This is a genomic window from Glycomyces amatae (assembly GCF_020991375.1).
Classification (GTDB): Bacteria; Actinomycetota; Actinomycetes; order Mycobacteriales; family Micromonosporaceae; genus Glycomyces; species Glycomyces amatae.
Map to the genome: position 1 here is coordinate 85,880 of NZ_JAJLQZ010000009.1, position 15,574 is coordinate 101,453.

Annotated in this window: 17 protein-coding genes and 1 pseudogene; 11 read left to right on the plus strand and 7 right to left on the minus strand. The window is 70.2% G+C overall.

What is annotated here, in order from left to right:
• Nucleotides 1-49: 49 nt before the first annotated feature.
• The 3 genes from LO763_RS15510 to LO763_RS15520 are packed head-to-tail and all read right to left on the minus strand — an operon-like array spanning nt 50 to nt 2,207.
• Nucleotides 50-1,057, minus strand: a complete 1,008-nt coding sequence (locus LO763_RS15510; protein WP_230785915.1) for a HEAT repeat domain-containing protein — start codon at nt 1,055-1,057, stop codon at nt 50-52.
• Complete coding sequence (locus LO763_RS15515) at nt 1,044-1,694, minus strand: HEAT repeat domain-containing protein (RefSeq protein ID WP_230785917.1); 651 nt, start codon at nt 1,692-1,694, stop codon at nt 1,044-1,046. The genes LO763_RS15510 and LO763_RS15515 overlap by 14 nt, the downstream gene beginning before the upstream one ends.
• Before the next feature lie 54 nt (nt 1,695-1,748).
• The gene (locus LO763_RS15520) at nt 1,749-2,207 is read right to left on the minus strand and encodes a GNAT family N-acetyltransferase (RefSeq protein ID WP_230785919.1); all 459 of its coding nucleotides are present in this window, start codon (nt 2,205-2,207) and stop codon (nt 1,749-1,751) included.
• A 70-nt stretch (nt 2,208-2,277) separates the two neighbouring features.
• On the opposite strand from LO763_RS15520, the gene LO763_RS15525 reads away from it, so the two are divergent.
• Nucleotides 2,278-3,213: a phosphotransferase family protein gene (locus LO763_RS15525; RefSeq protein ID WP_230785921.1), complete on the plus strand. Its 936-nt coding sequence runs from the start codon at nt 2,278-2,280 to the stop codon at nt 3,211-3,213.
• Here the strand turns inward: LO763_RS15525 and LO763_RS15530 are convergent.
• Complete coding sequence (locus LO763_RS15530; RefSeq protein ID WP_230785923.1) at nt 3,192-3,749, minus strand: GNAT family N-acetyltransferase; 558 nt, start codon at nt 3,747-3,749, stop codon at nt 3,192-3,194. The genes LO763_RS15525 and LO763_RS15530 overlap by 22 nt on opposite strands.
• Nucleotides 3,750-4,026: 277 nt before the next feature.
• Between LO763_RS15530 and LO763_RS15535 the strand changes: the two genes are divergently transcribed.
• The 5 genes from LO763_RS15535 to LO763_RS15555 all read left to right on the plus strand — a co-directional run bounded on the left by LO763_RS15535 (nt 4,027) and on the right by LO763_RS15555 (nt 7,869).
• On the plus strand, nt 4,027-4,368 hold the full coding sequence (locus LO763_RS15535; RefSeq protein WP_230785925.1) for a WXG100 family type VII secretion target: 342 nt from the start codon (nt 4,027-4,029) through the stop codon (nt 4,366-4,368).
• A gap of 87 nt (nt 4,369-4,455) precedes the next feature.
• Nucleotides 4,456-4,950 carry a WXG100-like domain-containing protein gene (locus LO763_RS15540; RefSeq protein WP_230785927.1) on the plus strand — a complete coding sequence of 165 codons (495 nt, stop codon included), beginning with the start codon at nt 4,456-4,458 and terminating at the stop codon, nt 4,948-4,950.
• Between the two features lie 235 nt (nt 4,951-5,185).
• Nucleotides 5,186-5,722 carry a YwqJ-related putative deaminase gene (locus LO763_RS15545; RefSeq protein WP_230785929.1) on the plus strand — a complete coding sequence of 179 codons (537 nt, stop codon included), beginning with the start codon at nt 5,186-5,188 and terminating at the stop codon, nt 5,720-5,722.
• Nucleotides 5,719-6,189, plus strand: a complete 471-nt coding sequence (locus LO763_RS15550) for a hypothetical protein (protein ID WP_230785931.1) — start codon at nt 5,719-5,721, stop codon at nt 6,187-6,189. Before LO763_RS15545 ends, LO763_RS15550 begins: the two co-directional genes overlap by 4 nt.
• Before the next feature lie 210 nt (nt 6,190-6,399).
• Entirely contained in the window at nt 6,400-7,869 is a 1,470-nt protein-coding gene (locus LO763_RS15555) for a serine/threonine-protein kinase (protein ID WP_230785933.1), read from the plus strand.
• 3 nt (nt 7,870-7,872) lie between these two features.
• Here LO763_RS15555 and LO763_RS15560 read toward each other — a convergent pair whose 3' ends face one another.
• The gene (locus LO763_RS15560; RefSeq protein WP_230785935.1) at nt 7,873-8,835 is read right to left on the minus strand and encodes a hypothetical protein; all 963 of its coding nucleotides are present in this window, start codon (nt 8,833-8,835) and stop codon (nt 7,873-7,875) included.
• Between the two features lie 261 nt (nt 8,836-9,096).
• Here LO763_RS15560 and LO763_RS15565 point away from each other — a divergent pair, with 261 nt between their 5' ends.
• Nucleotides 9,097-9,942: a hypothetical protein gene (locus LO763_RS15565; protein ID WP_230785937.1), complete on the plus strand. Its 846-nt coding sequence runs from the start codon at nt 9,097-9,099 to the stop codon at nt 9,940-9,942.
• Nucleotides 9,943-10,017: 75 nt separating this feature from the next.
• Nucleotides 10,018-10,362: pseudogene (locus LO763_RS29890) on the plus strand (NUDIX hydrolase); the annotation flags it as partial.
• A 140-nt stretch (nt 10,363-10,502) separates the two neighbouring features.
• Here the strand turns inward: LO763_RS29890 and LO763_RS15570 are convergent.
• Both LO763_RS15570 and LO763_RS15575 read right to left on the minus strand, forming a co-directional pair.
• A complete protein-coding gene (locus LO763_RS15570; protein WP_230785939.1) occupies nt 10,503-11,486 on the minus strand; it encodes a PLP-dependent lyase/thiolase in 984 nt (327 codons plus the stop codon).
• Nucleotides 11,483-12,496 (minus strand): hypothetical protein, encoded by a 1,014-nt coding sequence (locus LO763_RS15575; protein ID WP_230785941.1) that lies wholly within the window; start codon nt 12,494-12,496, stop codon nt 11,483-11,485. The genes LO763_RS15570 and LO763_RS15575 overlap by 4 nt, the downstream gene beginning before the upstream one ends.
• A 306-nt stretch (nt 12,497-12,802) precedes the next feature.
• Here LO763_RS15575 and LO763_RS15580 point away from each other — a divergent pair, with 306 nt between their 5' ends.
• The 3 genes from LO763_RS15580 to LO763_RS15590 are packed head-to-tail and all read left to right on the plus strand — an operon-like array spanning nt 12,803 to nt 15,572.
• Nucleotides 12,803-13,816: a LacI family DNA-binding transcriptional regulator gene (locus LO763_RS15580; protein ID WP_230785943.1), complete on the plus strand. Its 1,014-nt coding sequence runs from the start codon at nt 12,803-12,805 to the stop codon at nt 13,814-13,816.
• Entirely contained in the window at nt 13,813-14,721 is a 909-nt protein-coding gene (locus LO763_RS15585) for a carbohydrate ABC transporter permease (RefSeq protein ID WP_230785945.1), read from the plus strand. Before LO763_RS15580 ends, LO763_RS15585 begins: the two co-directional genes overlap by 4 nt.
• Nucleotides 14,718-15,572, plus strand: coding sequence for a carbohydrate ABC transporter permease (locus LO763_RS15590; RefSeq protein WP_230785947.1), 855 nt, complete (start codon nt 14,718-14,720; stop codon nt 15,570-15,572). Before LO763_RS15585 ends, LO763_RS15590 begins: the two co-directional genes overlap by 4 nt.
• Nucleotides 15,573-15,574 lie beyond the last annotated feature (2 nt).

Here is a 15,574-nt window from a genome sequence, read left to right on the forward strand (position 1 = left end):
CCGCGGGCATCGGCCACAGGTTTACGCCGCCGGCACGACGGGCGGCGCCTCAGGCGCCGCCCCGCGCTTCGATCACGCCCGCGAGGGCCGCCGCGGTCCGGGCCACGGTCCGGTCCCCGTCGTCGGCCAGGCCCCGCAGCACTTGCAGCGCAATGCCGTGCGGCAGCTCGGCGGCCGCCTGGACCAGCCGCATCCGCACACCGGTGTCCTGCGGCGGGGCCTCCAGCTCCTCGACCAGGGCGCCCCTGATCCCGTCCGCCGCCTCCGGGTCCCGCGCCAGCGCCCCCAGGACCTCGGCCGCGTCCACGTCGTTCGCGCCCTCGACCACCATGCCGACCAGCACCGGCACCGCCGCGGCCCTCCCGCGCGCCCCCAGCGCCAGGGCCGCCTGCCCGCGCACCGCCGCGTCCGGATCGTCCAGGCCGCCAGCGAGCACCGCGGCCGCCTCGTCGCCGGGGATCTCGGCGAGCGCCAGCACCGCGCGTCGCCGGACCTCCGCGTCCGCCGACCCCAGACCGGGCGCCAGGCTCGCCACGACGTCCCGGTCGGCCCGCGCGAGCGCCCATCGCAGGGCCCCGGCCACGTTCGGATCGGCCTCGGCCAGGATCGCCTCGGCCAGCAGCGGAGCGGGCACCTCCGCCTCCGGCGCCAGCGCGGCCTGCTGCCGCCGCGCCGCGCTCGGCGAGCCGAGCCCGTGCAGCAGCTCGACGATGCGCAGCACGTCCTCCCAGGCAGAGGGCTCCGACGAGTCGACCGCGCGGAGCCGCTTCAGCAGCTCCCGCTCCCGTTCCAGCCGCCCCTCGGCCTCCCGGACGAGGTCGCCGATGAGCGCGGACGGCGTGAAGCCCGGGTCCTCCAGCACCTGCCCGACCTGGCGCAGCGACAGGCCCAGGGTCCGCAGGCTCTCCACGTGGAAGATCCGCCGGATGTCCTCGTCGGCGTACTGGCGGTAGCCGCCCACGGTGCGCCCGCTGGGGCGCACCAGCCCGAGGGCGTCGTAGTGCCGGAGCATCCTCGTGCTCACCCCCGAGCGGCGCGCGACCTCACCGATCAGCATCCGGCTCCTTCCCGCCGAGCGCCACGATCCGCCTCGCCGAGTCCACGGCGAGCTCGAAGGCGGCGTCCGGGTCGCGCAGGAGCCGCTCCGTGGCGGCCGCATGGGCGGCGACCTCCGGGTCGCCGCTCGCCGCCGCCGTCCGGAGCACCGGCTCGGCCGCCTCGCCCAAGGCGACCAGCGCGCGGCTCAGGCTCAGCCGCAGCTCCCGGTCGCCGCGACCGAGCTGCGTCGCCAGCTCCCCGGCCAAGTCGCCCTCCCGCCCCTCGGGCACGAGGACGACCGCGGCGCGCCACGCGCTCCGGGCGACCTCGTCGTCGGCGTCGCGCAGCAGGGACGGCGTGACCGCGGGCCACGCCCTCGCGTCGCCGACCTTCGACAGTGTATGCAGCGCCTGGCTCCGGGCCTGGGCGTTCGCCGAACGCAGCTCCGCGAGCAGCCTCGGCACCGTGACGTCCGCCGGGAGACGCGTCAGCGCCCACGTGAGCATGTCGCGCACGAAGAAGTCCGGTTCGGTCCCGGACCGCTCCACAAGGGCCTCGGCCAGGGCCGGGTCGCGGTCGGTGCCGGCCGCGAGAGCGGCCTTGAGCCGCGTCGACGCGTCGCCCGCGCCCAGGGCGCTGATCAGGTTCGTGTTCATGGGAACCACCTCCGGCACCCAGTGAAGACCTTGTCACCGTGTCAAGGTCAAGCCTCATGTGAGCGCGATCGCCCCGACGACCTGGCCCGCGAACTCCTGCCCGGTGGGCTCGAAACCCAGGCGGCGGTAGAAGCCCTCGGGGCCGTGCCCGCCCGGCTTCCACAGCACGGTGGCCCGGTCCGCCCCGCGGCGCCGCCCCTCGTCCAGCACGGCCTCGGCCGCGAACCGACCGTACCCCGAGCCCTGGCGGGCGGCGGCGACGTTGAGCCGCCAGATGCCGCAGCGGAAGAACTCGATCTCGGCGTGCGGGTCGAACCCGCCCATGACGAACGCGACCGGCTCGTCCCCGGCGTACACCAGGCGGGGCCACGCGGTCGCATAGGAGGCGTAGGCCTCGGCCAGCGAGCTCACGACCGGCGCCACGAACGCCTCCTGCTCGGGCGCGACCTTGATCGCGCAGGCCAGGGCGACATTGTCGGGAGTGACGGCCTCGAGCCGCGGTGCCTCGTTCACGCCCCCAACCTACCGACGGGGACCGACACTCCGCGCGACCCGGGAACCCCCGCAGTCGTACGCTCGGGCCATGTTCAGGTCTCGATTCGCGCTGCCCGAGATCCGGTCCGCCGTCGAAGGGGCGGCCGGCCCGACGACCGGCTGGGAGCCGCTCGCCGAAGGCGAGAACTCCCAGGTGTTCGCCGCCGTCGCCGGCACCGGCCCCGTGGTGGTCCGGGTCTCGAAGCGCCGCGAGGGGTTCGCGGTGGACGAGCGGGCGAGCCTGATGCTCGCGGGCTCGGGCGTCCGCGTCCCCGAGTTCCACGGGATCGGCCCGATCGGGGACGGCTGGTGGTGCCTCACCGGGCGGCTGCCGGGGACGCGGCTGTGCGACCTGCCGATGGACCGCATCACCGCCGCCGCGCCCGCCGTGGCCGACACGCTCGAGCGGCTCCACGCCGTGGACGTCTCCGGGACGACCGGCTACGGCGGCGTCGACCCCGCCACCGGCGACGGCCGCCACACCGCGTGGGCCGACTGGATCGGCCGCGTCCCCCGCGAATGGCCGGACATCGAGTCCACTGAGGACCGGAAGCTCCTGGAGGCCCTCGCCGAACAGGTCCACGCCGCCGCGGCGTCCCTGCCGCCGGTCCGCGCCCTCGTCCACGGCGACTACAGCGCCAACAACCTCGTCCTCGACGAGGACGGCACGGTCGGCGTCCTCGACCTGGAGCGCGCGATGCTCGGCGACCCGCTCTGGGACGCGGCCTACCAGCTGTACTGGGGCGGCGCCTGGCCGCCGATGGCGCCGCAGGCCCGCGCCGCCGCCGCGGGCCTGGACGACACGGCCGACCACCGGAACCGGCTGCGCTGCTACATGACCGCGGCGGGACTGGCGGGCGCCGCGGTCTACATGTTCGGCGGCCGCCACGACGAGGTCCACCTGATGGCGCGGCGGCTCGCCCCGCTCCTGGACGCCCCGCCGAGCCTGGCCGACCTCGACGGCTACTGGCTGGCCCCCGGCTGAGCCGGGCGGTCGATGCGGGAGACGAAGTGGAGCGGCGGATCCACCGGGTTGTCCGGCTCCATGTCGCCCTCGCCCACCCGGCGGAAGCCCGCCTTCTCGAGCGCGCGCCACGAGGCGACGTTGCCCGCGACGACGCCGACGACGACCGCCGGCGCCGCAGGGTACGCCGACCAGGTGTCGGCCACGACCGCCCGGATGATCGCGGTGCCGAGACCGCGCCCGGTCAGCGCCGGGTCGCCGATGAAGTAGTCGATCGTCACCGCGCCCGGCGGCACGTCCACGATCGCGCGGAGCTTCTCGAAGTCCTCGGCGTAGTCGTCGATGCGGGAGCGCTGCACGAGCCCGATGGGCCGCCCGTCGACCGACACGAGCAGGTCCTCGCCCGCCTCCTCGCCGCGCGTGCCGGGGCCGAAGTCGCGCGCCACGCCCTCGGGGGAGTGGTCGTGGTGCCAGTAGCGGTGCACGTGCGGACGCGAGAGCCAGTCGGCCAGCAGCGGAAAATCGGCCTCGGTGAGCGGACGCCAGGTGATCTGCATGGCAAGAGCATCCACGAACGGCATGCCCCCCGCCGCCGAGGGGGCCTGCCCGGCACCGGCGGCCGTGCCCGAGCAGGCTCCGTCGACCTCGCAGGCCGGGGCCGAAGGCGCACCGCGGCGAGCGGTCGCGAACGCCGGTGCGGGGCCCGGCCTGCCGGACTTTTCAGGTATGGTGCGCTCGGGAGGTCTGAATGTTCGAAGAAGACCAGATTGTGCGGCAGTTCGATCACCGTGCGCCCCATGATCTTCACGCCCGATTTGACGGAGGCGGGTGACCGTGGCGGGCTTCAACGTGGACACCGAGACCATTCGCCGGTCGGCGGACGAGCTCGACGCGGCGAAGGACGAGGTCCAAGCACTCCTGGACCAGTTCACCGCCAAGGTCGAGGAGTACGCGGACGCCTTCGGCGGCGACACGATCGGCTCTCTGGGGGGCGTCGGACACCAGTCGGTCATGGACGCGCTGACCGAGTCCTTCACCAGCAACATCGAGGACCTGGCGACGCTCTCGCAGGCGCTGCGCGACATGGCGGACGACCACGACGGGGACGAGGAAGAGATCAGCAGGTCGTTCACCGAACTCCAAGGCCGGCTCGGGGGCGGGGCCGAACCCGGTTGAGCGCCGCTCTCCTGATCCGCCTCCGGCCGATGCCCCAGGCGTCGGGAACCCCCTCGATCGAACCCCCCGGTAAGGAGAACGCACCCCATGGGCATGCAACTACCCGGCGAGCTCATCACCCTGCTGAGCATGCTGGGCTACGAGTGGCCGGAGTCGGACGAGGAGTCCCTGTTCAATCTCGCAGGCGAGTGGACCGGCATGGCCGACCAGCTCGCCGGCAGGATCGAGGGGCTCCAGGCGGCCGCGCGGACACTCCTGGAGAACAACTCGGGCGGGCACATCGACGCCTTCCAGAACGAGTGGGAGTCCGGCGAGTCCTCGCCTTCGAACCTGGCCGACGCCGGTGATCCGTCCAACGAGATGAGCATCGGCCTGACGGTCATGGCCGGGATCATCCTGGCCCTCAAGATCCAGGTCATCGTGCAATTGGCGATCCTGGCGGTCCAGATCGCCTGGGCGATCGCGACCGCGCCGGTCACGTTCGGCGCCTCGATGGCGCAGATCCCGATCTTCAAACAGATCACCGGGCTCATCATCGACCAGTTGATGGGCATGGCAATCGACAGGGTGATGAATGGGTAAGGACAGAGGCGGCCGCGGCGGAGGCCGCGGGGGCGGGCGCGACGGCGCGAGGATATTCACCCGGAACATCGACTCGTATCGCGTGCATAAACCGTGGGACCGCGGTGGGGGAAGAGGCGGCCGCGGCGGGCGCGGCGGGCGCGGCGGTGGGCGCGGGGGCGGCCAAGGCGGCTTTCCGCCCGGCAGAAAGCCCGACCCGAACCGGCAGCCGTCCACGCCCGATGATTGGAACCGCATGGACGCCTCCGGCGACGACGCGGCGGACTTCAGGCGGCTCCAGGAGCGACTGGACGACTACATCGACGCGAACCCCCCGGGCTGGACCGATAGTCAGCGCAACCCCTGTGTCAGTGCCGTGTGGGACCGCACCTCGGGCCGGGTCTACTACAACCACAATGTCAATGAGGCGCCCAGGCGGAGCGACTTCGACCCGGCCCTTCGCGGCCGATTCGACGACTACGCCAACAGGAACGACGGCAGCGGTTGGAAGTCCGACCTTGAACCCGGTCAGGAAAGGCACGGCGTCCCCGGACGGCACTCCGAGGTGAGGGCGACCAACGAGGCGTTGAAGGACGCCCGGGCGGAGGGCCGCGACCCGCGACTCGACGAGTTCATGGCGGCGAGCGCGAGCCCCGTCGACAAGCTCAAGATGCCATGCTGCGGCAACTGCACTCAGATGATCGACGGCGTCAAGGGCAGCTCGTCCGGTTGGAGCACCGACGGGCACGGCAACAAGACCAAGAACAACAGGAGCTGGGACGGAAGCCTATGAGACCTGAATACGATCCCGTCGGGCAGGCGGTGCCCTATGCGGAGCTGCACTTCGACCAGGACCAAGTCCTCTGGCGCGGTCCGGAGCGGTTCACCGGGTTCACCGCTGAGACGCTGAGCGACGGCGACCACGGGTTCCAGAGCTACCGGGACGGCTGGCTCGAGGGCCCCAGCGGCACGATCACCTCCGACGGCGACCTGCTCACCGAGAGGTGGTTCAGGGGGAACCACCTCTACGGGATCACCCGGACGTTCCGCCGGGACGGGACGCTGGCGAAGGCCGTCGGATACGAGTACGGGTACGACATGTGGACCGTGACCTTCGACTTCGACGGGAGCAGCGTCGTGTCGACCGTGCGCGGCGAGTTCGACGAGTGGGACCTGAAGGCCCTCGGGAACATGCGGCTCGACGACCCGATGCCGCCGCTGCCCGGCCCCGAGTACGCCGCGGACCTCTCCAAGCACTGAGAACGGGACGCCGCCGCCGTGCCCTCCGAACCCGGAGGACGCGGCGGCGGCGTCTGCCCGCCGCGATCCCGCCTGATCGGCCGTACGCCGCGAAGCACTGCCCGCCCGTCGGCGGCGGCACCCGGCCGAGGCCGGTCGTGGAGTCCGGGCCTGCGAGGGTCGCTTAGGATTGTGGACACACCCCTTCGCCCACCCCTGCGAGGCGCCGTCATGGAACCCGGAACCCTGATCGCCGACCGCTACCGGCTCGACGAGGTCATCGCCTCCGGCGGCATGGGCACCGTCTGGCGCGGGTTCGACACCCGCCTCAAGCGGGCCGTGGCGGTCAAGATCCTCAAGACCGGCTTCGAGGACGACGACACCGCCCGCGCCCGCTTCGAGCACGAGGCCCAGTCCGTGGCCGCCCTGCGGCACACCGGCATCGCGGCGCTCTACGACTACAGCGACATGGAGGACGAGACCGGCGCGGTCCTGTCCTACCTGGTCATGGAGCTCATCGAGGGCCGCTCCCTGACCGCGCGGCTCCTGGCCGGCCCCCTGGAGCCTGCCGAGGCCATGCGCCTGTGCGCCCAGGTCGCCGAGGCCCTCCAGTGCGCCCACGAGGCCGGGATCGTCCACCGGGACGTCAAGCCCGCCAACATCATCCTCGACGGGCGCGGCCGGGCGGTCCTGGTCGACTTCGGCATCGCCCTCTCCGCCGGGCGGGCCGCCATCACCGAGACCGGGATGCTCCTGGGCACCCTCTACTACGCCTCGCCCGAGCAGCTCGAAGGCCGCGAGCTGAACTACGCCACCGACGTCTACTCCCTGGGCGCCGTCGCCTACGAGTGCCTCGCCGGGAACCCGCCGTTCACCGGCGACACCGCCGGGACCATCCTCAACGGACACCTGAACCGGCCGCCCCCGCCGCTGCCCGAGACCGTTCCCCCGGAGGCCGCCGCGACGGTGCTCCGGGCCCTCGCCAAGCAGCCGGACCGGCGCTGGCCCAGCGCCGCGGCGCTCGCCGCGGCCGCCACCGGCCGGCCGCTCCCGCCGAACGTCTTCGACACCCCCGGCCCGGCGGCACCCGCGACTCCCTTCGACACGACGACGGCGCTGCGCCGCGAACCCCTGAAACCGAAGCGCCGCAGGCGGATCGTCCTCGTCGCAGCGGCGATCGCCGCCGTGGCGGCCGCCGCTGCCGCGGTGGCGCTCCCGCCCCTGCTCGACACGGCCGAAGACGGCGAGGGCGGCGTCTTCGGGGCGTACGGATCGGTGGACCCGAGCAACGGCGAGGCGATGCCCTCCGACGCCGCCTCGAACTCGGAGACATCCACATCGGACACCGCCTCGGCCGAGGAGCACGAGGCCGCGACCACCGAGGCGGACGACCACGACGAGGGCACCGGCGGTTCGGGCGGCGGCGACCCCGCCGACGAGGACACCGGCGGCGAACCGGGCACCGTCGACGGCGGTGCGGCGACGCTCCCCGACCTCTGGGGCCTCCACTTCGAGGAGGCCTGGACCGAGCTCTACCGGGCGGGCTGGGAGAACCTGAGGCTGGCGACGAGCGACGCCGACCCCGGCACCGGCCAGACCGAGTGCACCGTCCTGCACCTCGACCCCGAAGGCGGCACCCCCGCCCACTACGACGAGCAGGTGACCATCACCTACCTGGAGTTCGCCCCCGGCAACTGCTGACCCTCAGGCGCGGAAGTCGACCGTGTAGCGCTGGGTGCCGCCGCCGCTGGTGGCGTAGAGCCACTCGTCGAGGTCCCTGTCGTAGACGGCGTCGGGCAGGTCGACCGCGAACTGGACGCTCAGCAGGTCGGCCGGGACCACGAACTCGACCGTGAAGTGCCGGTAGACGGGGGCGGTGCCGCCCTCGTCCTTCTCGCCCTTCTCGTCCGTGTGCTCGACGGTGAGCGGGGCGACGACCTCCTCGCCGACGTCGATCCACAGCTGCGAGGCGGCGTCGAAGGGCCAGTCCTGGTTCCAGTCGGTCTCGACCATCAGGCTGAACACGGCGGTCAGGACCGCCTCGTCCGGCCCGCACAGCCAGCCGCGGTCCTCCGCGAACGCGCTGCGGGTGACGGTGACCTCGTCGTCCAGGGTCGCCCCGGCGATGTACCACTCGTCGTCGCCGGTCTCCAGGTTCATGTTGGCGCTGATGGTGAACGAGCGCTCGCCGAACGCGCCGTGGTAGTACGCGGCGGCCTGCTCGGCGATCTCGCCGCCGGCCAGGTCCAGCGTCTGGGTGCGCTCGGCGTCGGTCACGGCGACCGTGGCCGCGGCGTCCTCGCCGACCACCGCGGCGAAGTACGCGTCCCCCTCCGGGAGCCCCTCGACGGACCAGCGCTCGTCGCCGAGGACGACCTCGGTCGCGACCTCGTGGGCGCTGTCCTCGGGGAGCGTCGCGCTCGTTTGGTCGGCGGGGAAGTGCACCAGCGCCAGCCGCTCGTCGTCCTCCAGCCCGGGGGTCTCGCCGAGCAGGTCGGCCAGGGCCGCGATCTCGCCGGGACCGGCCAGGAGCAGGCAGGAGACGCCCAGGCTGAAATGCGGGCCGCGGAGCGTCCCCGGCGCCTCGGCCCCCTCCGGGCAGGCCTCGGCGGCCGCGGCGGTCGACTGCGCCGTGAACGGCTCGTCGCCGCCCGCCCAACCCCCCACCGAAGCGCCTGCCCCCCAAGCGGTACGCCCCTCGGGATGGCGGACGCGGCCCCCGACCGCCCGGCCGGCGGGTGCACTGCCCGAAGCTCCCGGATCGCTTTTGAGCGAATATGCCGAAGGGGGGAATCAGAGGAGGGACAAGACGGTTGGCAGAACCAGTGATCTCTCTGGTCATATTGCATCACAATTGTTCTATCGGTCCACTCCGGTCGCGTTGAGGTGAGGAGGGGCGGGAGGTCGGATATGCGATAGCATGCTGGCATGCAGGACCTCTCCCGAGAAACGCATCGCAAGGTAATAGAGATCTTAATTGCAATTATCACATCGGCTGCTTTGTTGTCGACCGCTATCGCCTGCGTCGCGATCTCCTTTGGTGCCTGGAAGGACCCGGAACGGATCGCCGACATTCAATCGGTCGTGCGAACCCTGGCGGGCGCGCTCGGGGGCTTCATATTGGCGGTGGGGCTCCAGCTGTTCGTGATCGACCGGCGCAGCATCAGGGCCAACGCGGCCCTCGAGGCGGCCAAGCAGGAAATTGCAGCCCTGGGAAGGCTGATCACCCCGCAGGTGGACGGGGCGCTCAAGTACCGGCGAGAACTCGAGCAATGGCCGCTCGGTTTGAGCGACTGCAAGAGTCTTTACATCAACGGCATGTCCCTGAGGTCGTTCACCAACGAGCACCTCCAATCGATCGAGGGCATCGCCGCCAGGAATGGAAAGTGCAAAATTCTCTTCCTTCGGCCGAGGTCGAATGCGAGCGCGGTGGTCGCCAAGCATTTCATAAAAACTGAAAGTCCTTCGAAATACGACAATGAGATAATTCAAAGCATTGAGAGATTGTCTCGGCTTGTGGAGCGATGGGCCGATCGCATTGAGGTGAGGACTCTTGATAATGTACCGACGTCCAGTATCGCCCTGATCGACGCCAAGTCGCCGACTGCCAAAATGGTCGTCGAGATCTACACATATGACGAGTCTTCTGCTTACAGGCCGCACCTGAGTCTGGCTCCGAACGTTTCCCCGATTTGGTACAACTACTTCGAACGGCAATTCGAGCGACTCTGGGACGAAAGTGAAGCTTGGTCTTTCAAAAGGATGGGTGGATAAATGTCGAGGGCAAAGCGAATTGAAGAACTGGACGCGCGAGTCCGATTCCACGGCAAAGTGTTCGATGTCATCGAGATGAACGTGGAAACGCCCATAGGCCGACAGGATTATGAGTTCGCCGTCTGCGAGGACGTGGTCAGGGTTTATCCGGTCGACAGGGAGGACCGGCTTTGGCTCATCAACGAGATCAAACCGGGAGTTTCCAGCGAACGCATTCTGAGGACCGTTTCGGGCGCGATCGAGGCCGGTGAATCCGCTGTTGAGGCCGCATACCGGGAGCTATATGAGGAGCTCGGGATATCCGCGGACTCGCTTCGGATGTTCCATACGTCGTCGCCCATGCTCAAGCTGTTCCACAATGTCCATCATATCGTGGCGTTCAATCTCGAGATGCCGAGCGATGAATGGAAGCCGGACGCGGACAGCGATGAGGACATCGAGCCGGTGGGCATCGACCTCCGGCATATCGAGGACATGGTGTGGGAAGGATCGTTCCAGGAGGACACCATCGCTTTCGGAATGCTGCGGCTACTGCGCACATGGCCGCAGATCCAAACGGCTCACCGACTCAACTCGATGTTACGGGAGAACCCGTCTATCGCGTTTCCGGTGTTGACGACCAGGATCAGGGACTCGGAGTCCAGCGAGGGTCGGTCGACGAGCTGGTGGAGGCGGTCGAGCACACCCAGGCCGACCGCCCCGCTCGGCTCCGCCGAGACGTTCGCTGCGACCGCCCGGGAGACCCCCAGCAGCACTTCGTCCTCGCCGACCCTGTGAACGACATAGGGCTCCCTGACGGCTCCGGTCTTGTCGGGGGAGGCGTGGCGGGAGAGCGACCTCCCCGTGCGCGTCAGCGCTTCGACGTCCAGCCATACGGGGCCGTAGAGCATGCGGGCGAGCGAATCCCGCCGCTCCACGCTCAGCGGCACGACGTCGCAGTCGTACGGGGCGAGGTAGTCCATGATCTCGTTGCAGAGGATGCCGGCCCCGAAGGGCACGATGCAGACGTCGGGGACCCTTCCGAGCTGCCGCACCGATTCGACGATGACGTCCACATAGGCGGGTTCCGCCAACCCCTCCGTGATGTTGAGCAGCCGGACCGGGTGCCCCTGGTGCTCCTCGACGATCTGCGCCATGCGCCGGTCGTCCAGGATTTCGGCCCGGGGGTCGAACGGCAGGACGGTGATCCTCGAATCGAGGTACCGGACCAGATCGTCTCCTTTCAGGAACGATCCGGAGGTCGAAGGGCCCAGCACCCACGACGCCGGGACCTCCTCCGGCATGAGGGCGTACACGGGCACGGCGTCGTCATAGAGGCGGCGGTAATGGGCGAGGCTCAGCGCCGTGTTCCCGTACGAGATGGTCGCGATCGAGAGGCCTTCTCGATGCGCCTCGGCCAGCGCCTTCTCGCAGAGGCGATCCTTGAAGGTGCCCGTGGGGTGGCGGCTCTCGTCCTTCACGTACAGGCGGTTGAAACCGGCGACGGGAGCGATGCGGGTGAGCGGGGTGGGTTCGGGCGAATGGCGCCGCATTGCAGAGGTCAACCTCCGAGGATCTGTAGGAACCATCGTTTCAGCTGATCCGGGGTGCCGGTGTTGTTGATGAGACCGACTCGGCAGGAGTCGAGCAGCCGGCGGTACTTCTGTCTCTCGATCTCGATCCGCCGCTCGTCCCGCAGCAGCAGCGACCCGTTGAGGAAGGGCTCGTTCGCGTCGTAGAACGGCGAGTACTGGCCTCGGGCCAACCAGTCGAGGTCGACCCGGCCCTCGAGCACGCCGGGCCGCTCGCCGCGGTTCCGAATGATGAAGATGACGTGCCGCAGCGCCGTCGCGGACGCCGGCACGTCTTCGCCGAAGACCGAGAACGGGTCGACCAGCAGCCGATCGCTCGGAGCGGGGGTGCGCGGGAACTCGTATGCGGAGTTGAAGGCGAGGATGCTCTGCGCCTTCATGTGCAGCTTCAGCTCTCCGGTGTAGTGCGCGACGGCCCCGTCGAGACCGACGGGGCCCCAGTCGTCGTTGACGATCCTCGGCTCGAGCCCGCCGTCGTGCTTCACGGACGAGACCAAGGTCGTCTTGCCGGCCCCCGAGCTTCCCATGACCAGGACGCCGTGTCGTCTTCCGTCGATGCCGAGGGACAGCGCGCATCCATGGGCGAACAGGACCCCCGCTCCCGCGGAGAAGGACGCCAGGCCGCGAACGGCCACCTTCACCTCCGTGTAAGAGGTCGCAGCGGTCATCCAGAGCTGCGATCCGCCCGGCCTCCAGTACCTGCCTTGATCGAGGCGCTCGTCGAGCTGATGGGAGGCGGCCGGAGCGGCGAGTGCGACGACCGTCGATCGAGGCTTCGCGGTCGTGCACTTCCAATGCTCCCTGAGCCGGGCGTGCAGCGACTCCGAATCCGATATCAGACCGACGGGCACGGGCTCATCGCCGGTCTCGATGCTCACCGCGGTTAACGGCAGTGCCGTCGCAAGGCGCTCCAGGTCGCGGTCTTCAGTCGAGAGGGCGGAGGTCGCCTGGACATTCGGGGCGATGACGCGACCATTGGCCATGATCGTCTCCAGTGGTGACGAGGGGCGCCTCCGCAGGGAAACCGAAGGTGAGGGAGACTCTAGCATTTTCTTCGGCAGATGTCACGCTTCGCGGGACGATGAGGATATACGGGATGGAACGGTCCTATAGGCGATGGCTGTTGTTCCGGGCGAAGCCTTGAGCTCTGCCTTCCGCATGGGAGGCAACGTCTCCGGGTCTGTCGGAACGGCTCGGACCGTGGCGCGTGTGACGGGTGGGGGAATCTCTGGTACGTTCGCTGAGAACGTTCTTAAGAACGTTTTCAACGACGAAACCAGGGGCTGCGCATGGCCGAGACGAAGAAGTCCAACCTCGCGCTGGTCGCCGCGCGGGCCGGTGTCTCCGTGGCGTCGGTGTCGCGGGTCCTCAACGGAGGCGCCGCCTCCGCGGAGATGACCCGCCGCGTCCGCGAGGCCGCCGAGGAGCTGGGCTACGTGCCCGACACCAGCGCGCGGACCCTGCGCACCGGGCGCACCGACCAGATCGCCCTCGCCGTCGCCGACGTCGGCAACCCCGTCTACGTCCAGATGATGCGCACCGTCGCCGGCGTCGTCGGCAAGGCCGGCTACCGCCTCGTGGTCTCCTCCACCGGCTCGGACCCCGCCGACCAGATCGACCTGCTCTCCAGCCTCAACCGCGGCTACGCCGACGGCCTCCTCCTCAGCCCCCTGCGCATCACCGCCGAGCTCATCGACGCCATGCGCGGCAGCCGCCTCCCCATCGTCGTCATCGGCTCCCTCCCGCCCGACGTCGAACTCGACAACGTCCGTGCCGACTCAGCCACCGGCATGGGCCTCGCCGTCGAGCACCTGGCCGCCCAGGGCCGCCGCCGCATCGCCCTCGTCAACGGCCCCGTCGACACCGTCCCCGGCGCCGCCCGCCTCGCCGGCTACCTCGCCGCCGTCGACCGCTTCGACCTACCCTCCAGCTCCGAACTCCAGGTCACCGCCACCGGCTTCACCTACCGCGCCGGGCGCCGCGCCACCGCCGACCTGCTCCGCCAGGCCAGCCCCGACGCCATCGTGTGCGCCAACGACCTCCTCGCCGTCGCCGCCCTCAAGGAGCTCGCCGCCGCCGGCGCCCGCGTCCCCGAGGACGTCGCCGTCGTCGGCATGGACGACACCGACGCCGCCGAACTCGCCACCCCGTCCCTGACCAGCGTCGACCTCGGCTCCACCAAGCGCGCCAAGGCCGCCGCGAAACTCCTCGTCCGCCGCATCCAGGACCCGGACGCCCCCGTCCAGCGACTCGTCATCGCCCCCGGCCTGTCCGTGCGCGAATCCACCCGGGAGGCCGCATGACCGCCCTCGCCGCACCGCCCCGGCCCCGCCGCCGCAGCAGCGACGGCCGCGACGCCTGGCTCCTCGTCCTGCCCGCCCTCCTGCCGGTGATGCTCTTCAGCGTCTACCCCCTCGTGTACGGCGTGGCCCTCGGCTTCACCGACGCCGAAGCGGGACTCAACGTCGAGACGCACTTCAACGGCCTCGACAACTACGTCGAGCTCGCCGGGAACGGCCTGTTCTGGGACTCGTTCAAGATCGGCCTCATCTGGGCCTTCAGCGTCACGGTCCTCCAGTTCCTCGCCTCCCTCGGCCTCGCCCTCCTGCTCAACCTCGACCTGCGGCTGCGCTGGCTCGCCCGCACCCTCGCGCTCGTCCCCTGGGCCATGCCCCCGGTGATCATCGCGATCATGTGGCAGCTCATGCTCAACCCCAGCTACGGGCCCGTCAACCGCACCCTCGACGCCCTCGGCCTGCCCTCGAGCATCAACTGGCTCGGCGAGGCCTCCATCGCCCTGCCCGTGGTCATCGTCGTCGGCGTCTGGGCGGGGATGCCCCAGACCACCGTCACCCTCCTCGCCGGGCTCCAGTCCGTCCCGGCCGAGCTCAACGAGGCCGCCGCCATCGACGGCGCGAGCACCTGGCGCCGCTTCTGGCACGTCACGCTCCCCGCCCTGCGGCCCATCATCGTCGCCATCACCACCCTCGACCTGATCTGGAACTTCAACTCCTTCGCGCTCGTTTTCGTGCTCACCGCGGGCGGACCCGGCGGCACCACCATGCTCCCGAGCCTGTTCGCCTACAACGAGGCCTTCCGCTACGGCAACTTCGGCTACGCCGCGGCCATGGGCAACGTGATGGTGATCCTGATCGGCGCGTTCCTGTTCCTCTACCTGCGCGGCCAGATGCGGAGGCGCCTCCAGTGACGACCCTTGCCAAGACCGTGGGGCGCCGCCCCTACGCCCGGCCGCTCCAGTACCTGGCGCTGCTCGCGTACATGTGCTTCCTGGCGTTCCCGCTGCTGTTCCTGCTCAGCACCGCGTTCAAGACGCCCCGCGAGCTCCAGTCGCCCGACGCCGGGCTCCTGCCCGAGCAGTTCAACCTCGACAACTTCACCGCCGCGATCGACAAGGCCGACCTCTACACCGCCGCGGGCAACAGCCTCCTCGTCGCGGTCACCACCACCGTGATCGTCACGGCCGTCGCCCTGCCCGCCGCCTACGCCCTCGTCCGCTTCCGCACGAAGCTCAGGGCGGCCGCGACCGGCTGGATCCTGCTCAGCCAGGTCTTCCCGTTCATCCTCATCATCATCCCGCTGTTCCTGCTGCTCAAGGACATCGGACTGGTGAACACGCTGCTGGGCCTCGTCCTGGTCTACGCGGTCTGGTCCCTCCCGTTCTCGCTGTGGATGCTCCAGGGCTACGTCGCCGCCATCCCGGTCGAACTCGAGGAGGCCAGCGCCGTCGACGGCGCCGGGCGCCTCAAGACCCTCGCGAAGGTCGTCCTCCCGCTGCTCGCACCGGGCCTGGTCGCCACCAGCCTGTTCACGTTCATCAACTCCTGGAACGAGTTCTTCTTCGCGCTCGTGCTCATCCAGGACCCGGACATGCAGACCCTGCCGCTCGCGCTGGCCCGCTTCGTCGGCGCCGAAGGGCAGGTCCAGCTCGGCCAGCTCGCCGCGGCCGCGCTCCTGGCCTGCATCCCGAGCCTCGTGTTCTTCATGCTCATCCAGAAACGGCTCACCGCCGGACTCCTCAGCGGCGCGGTCAAGGGCTGACC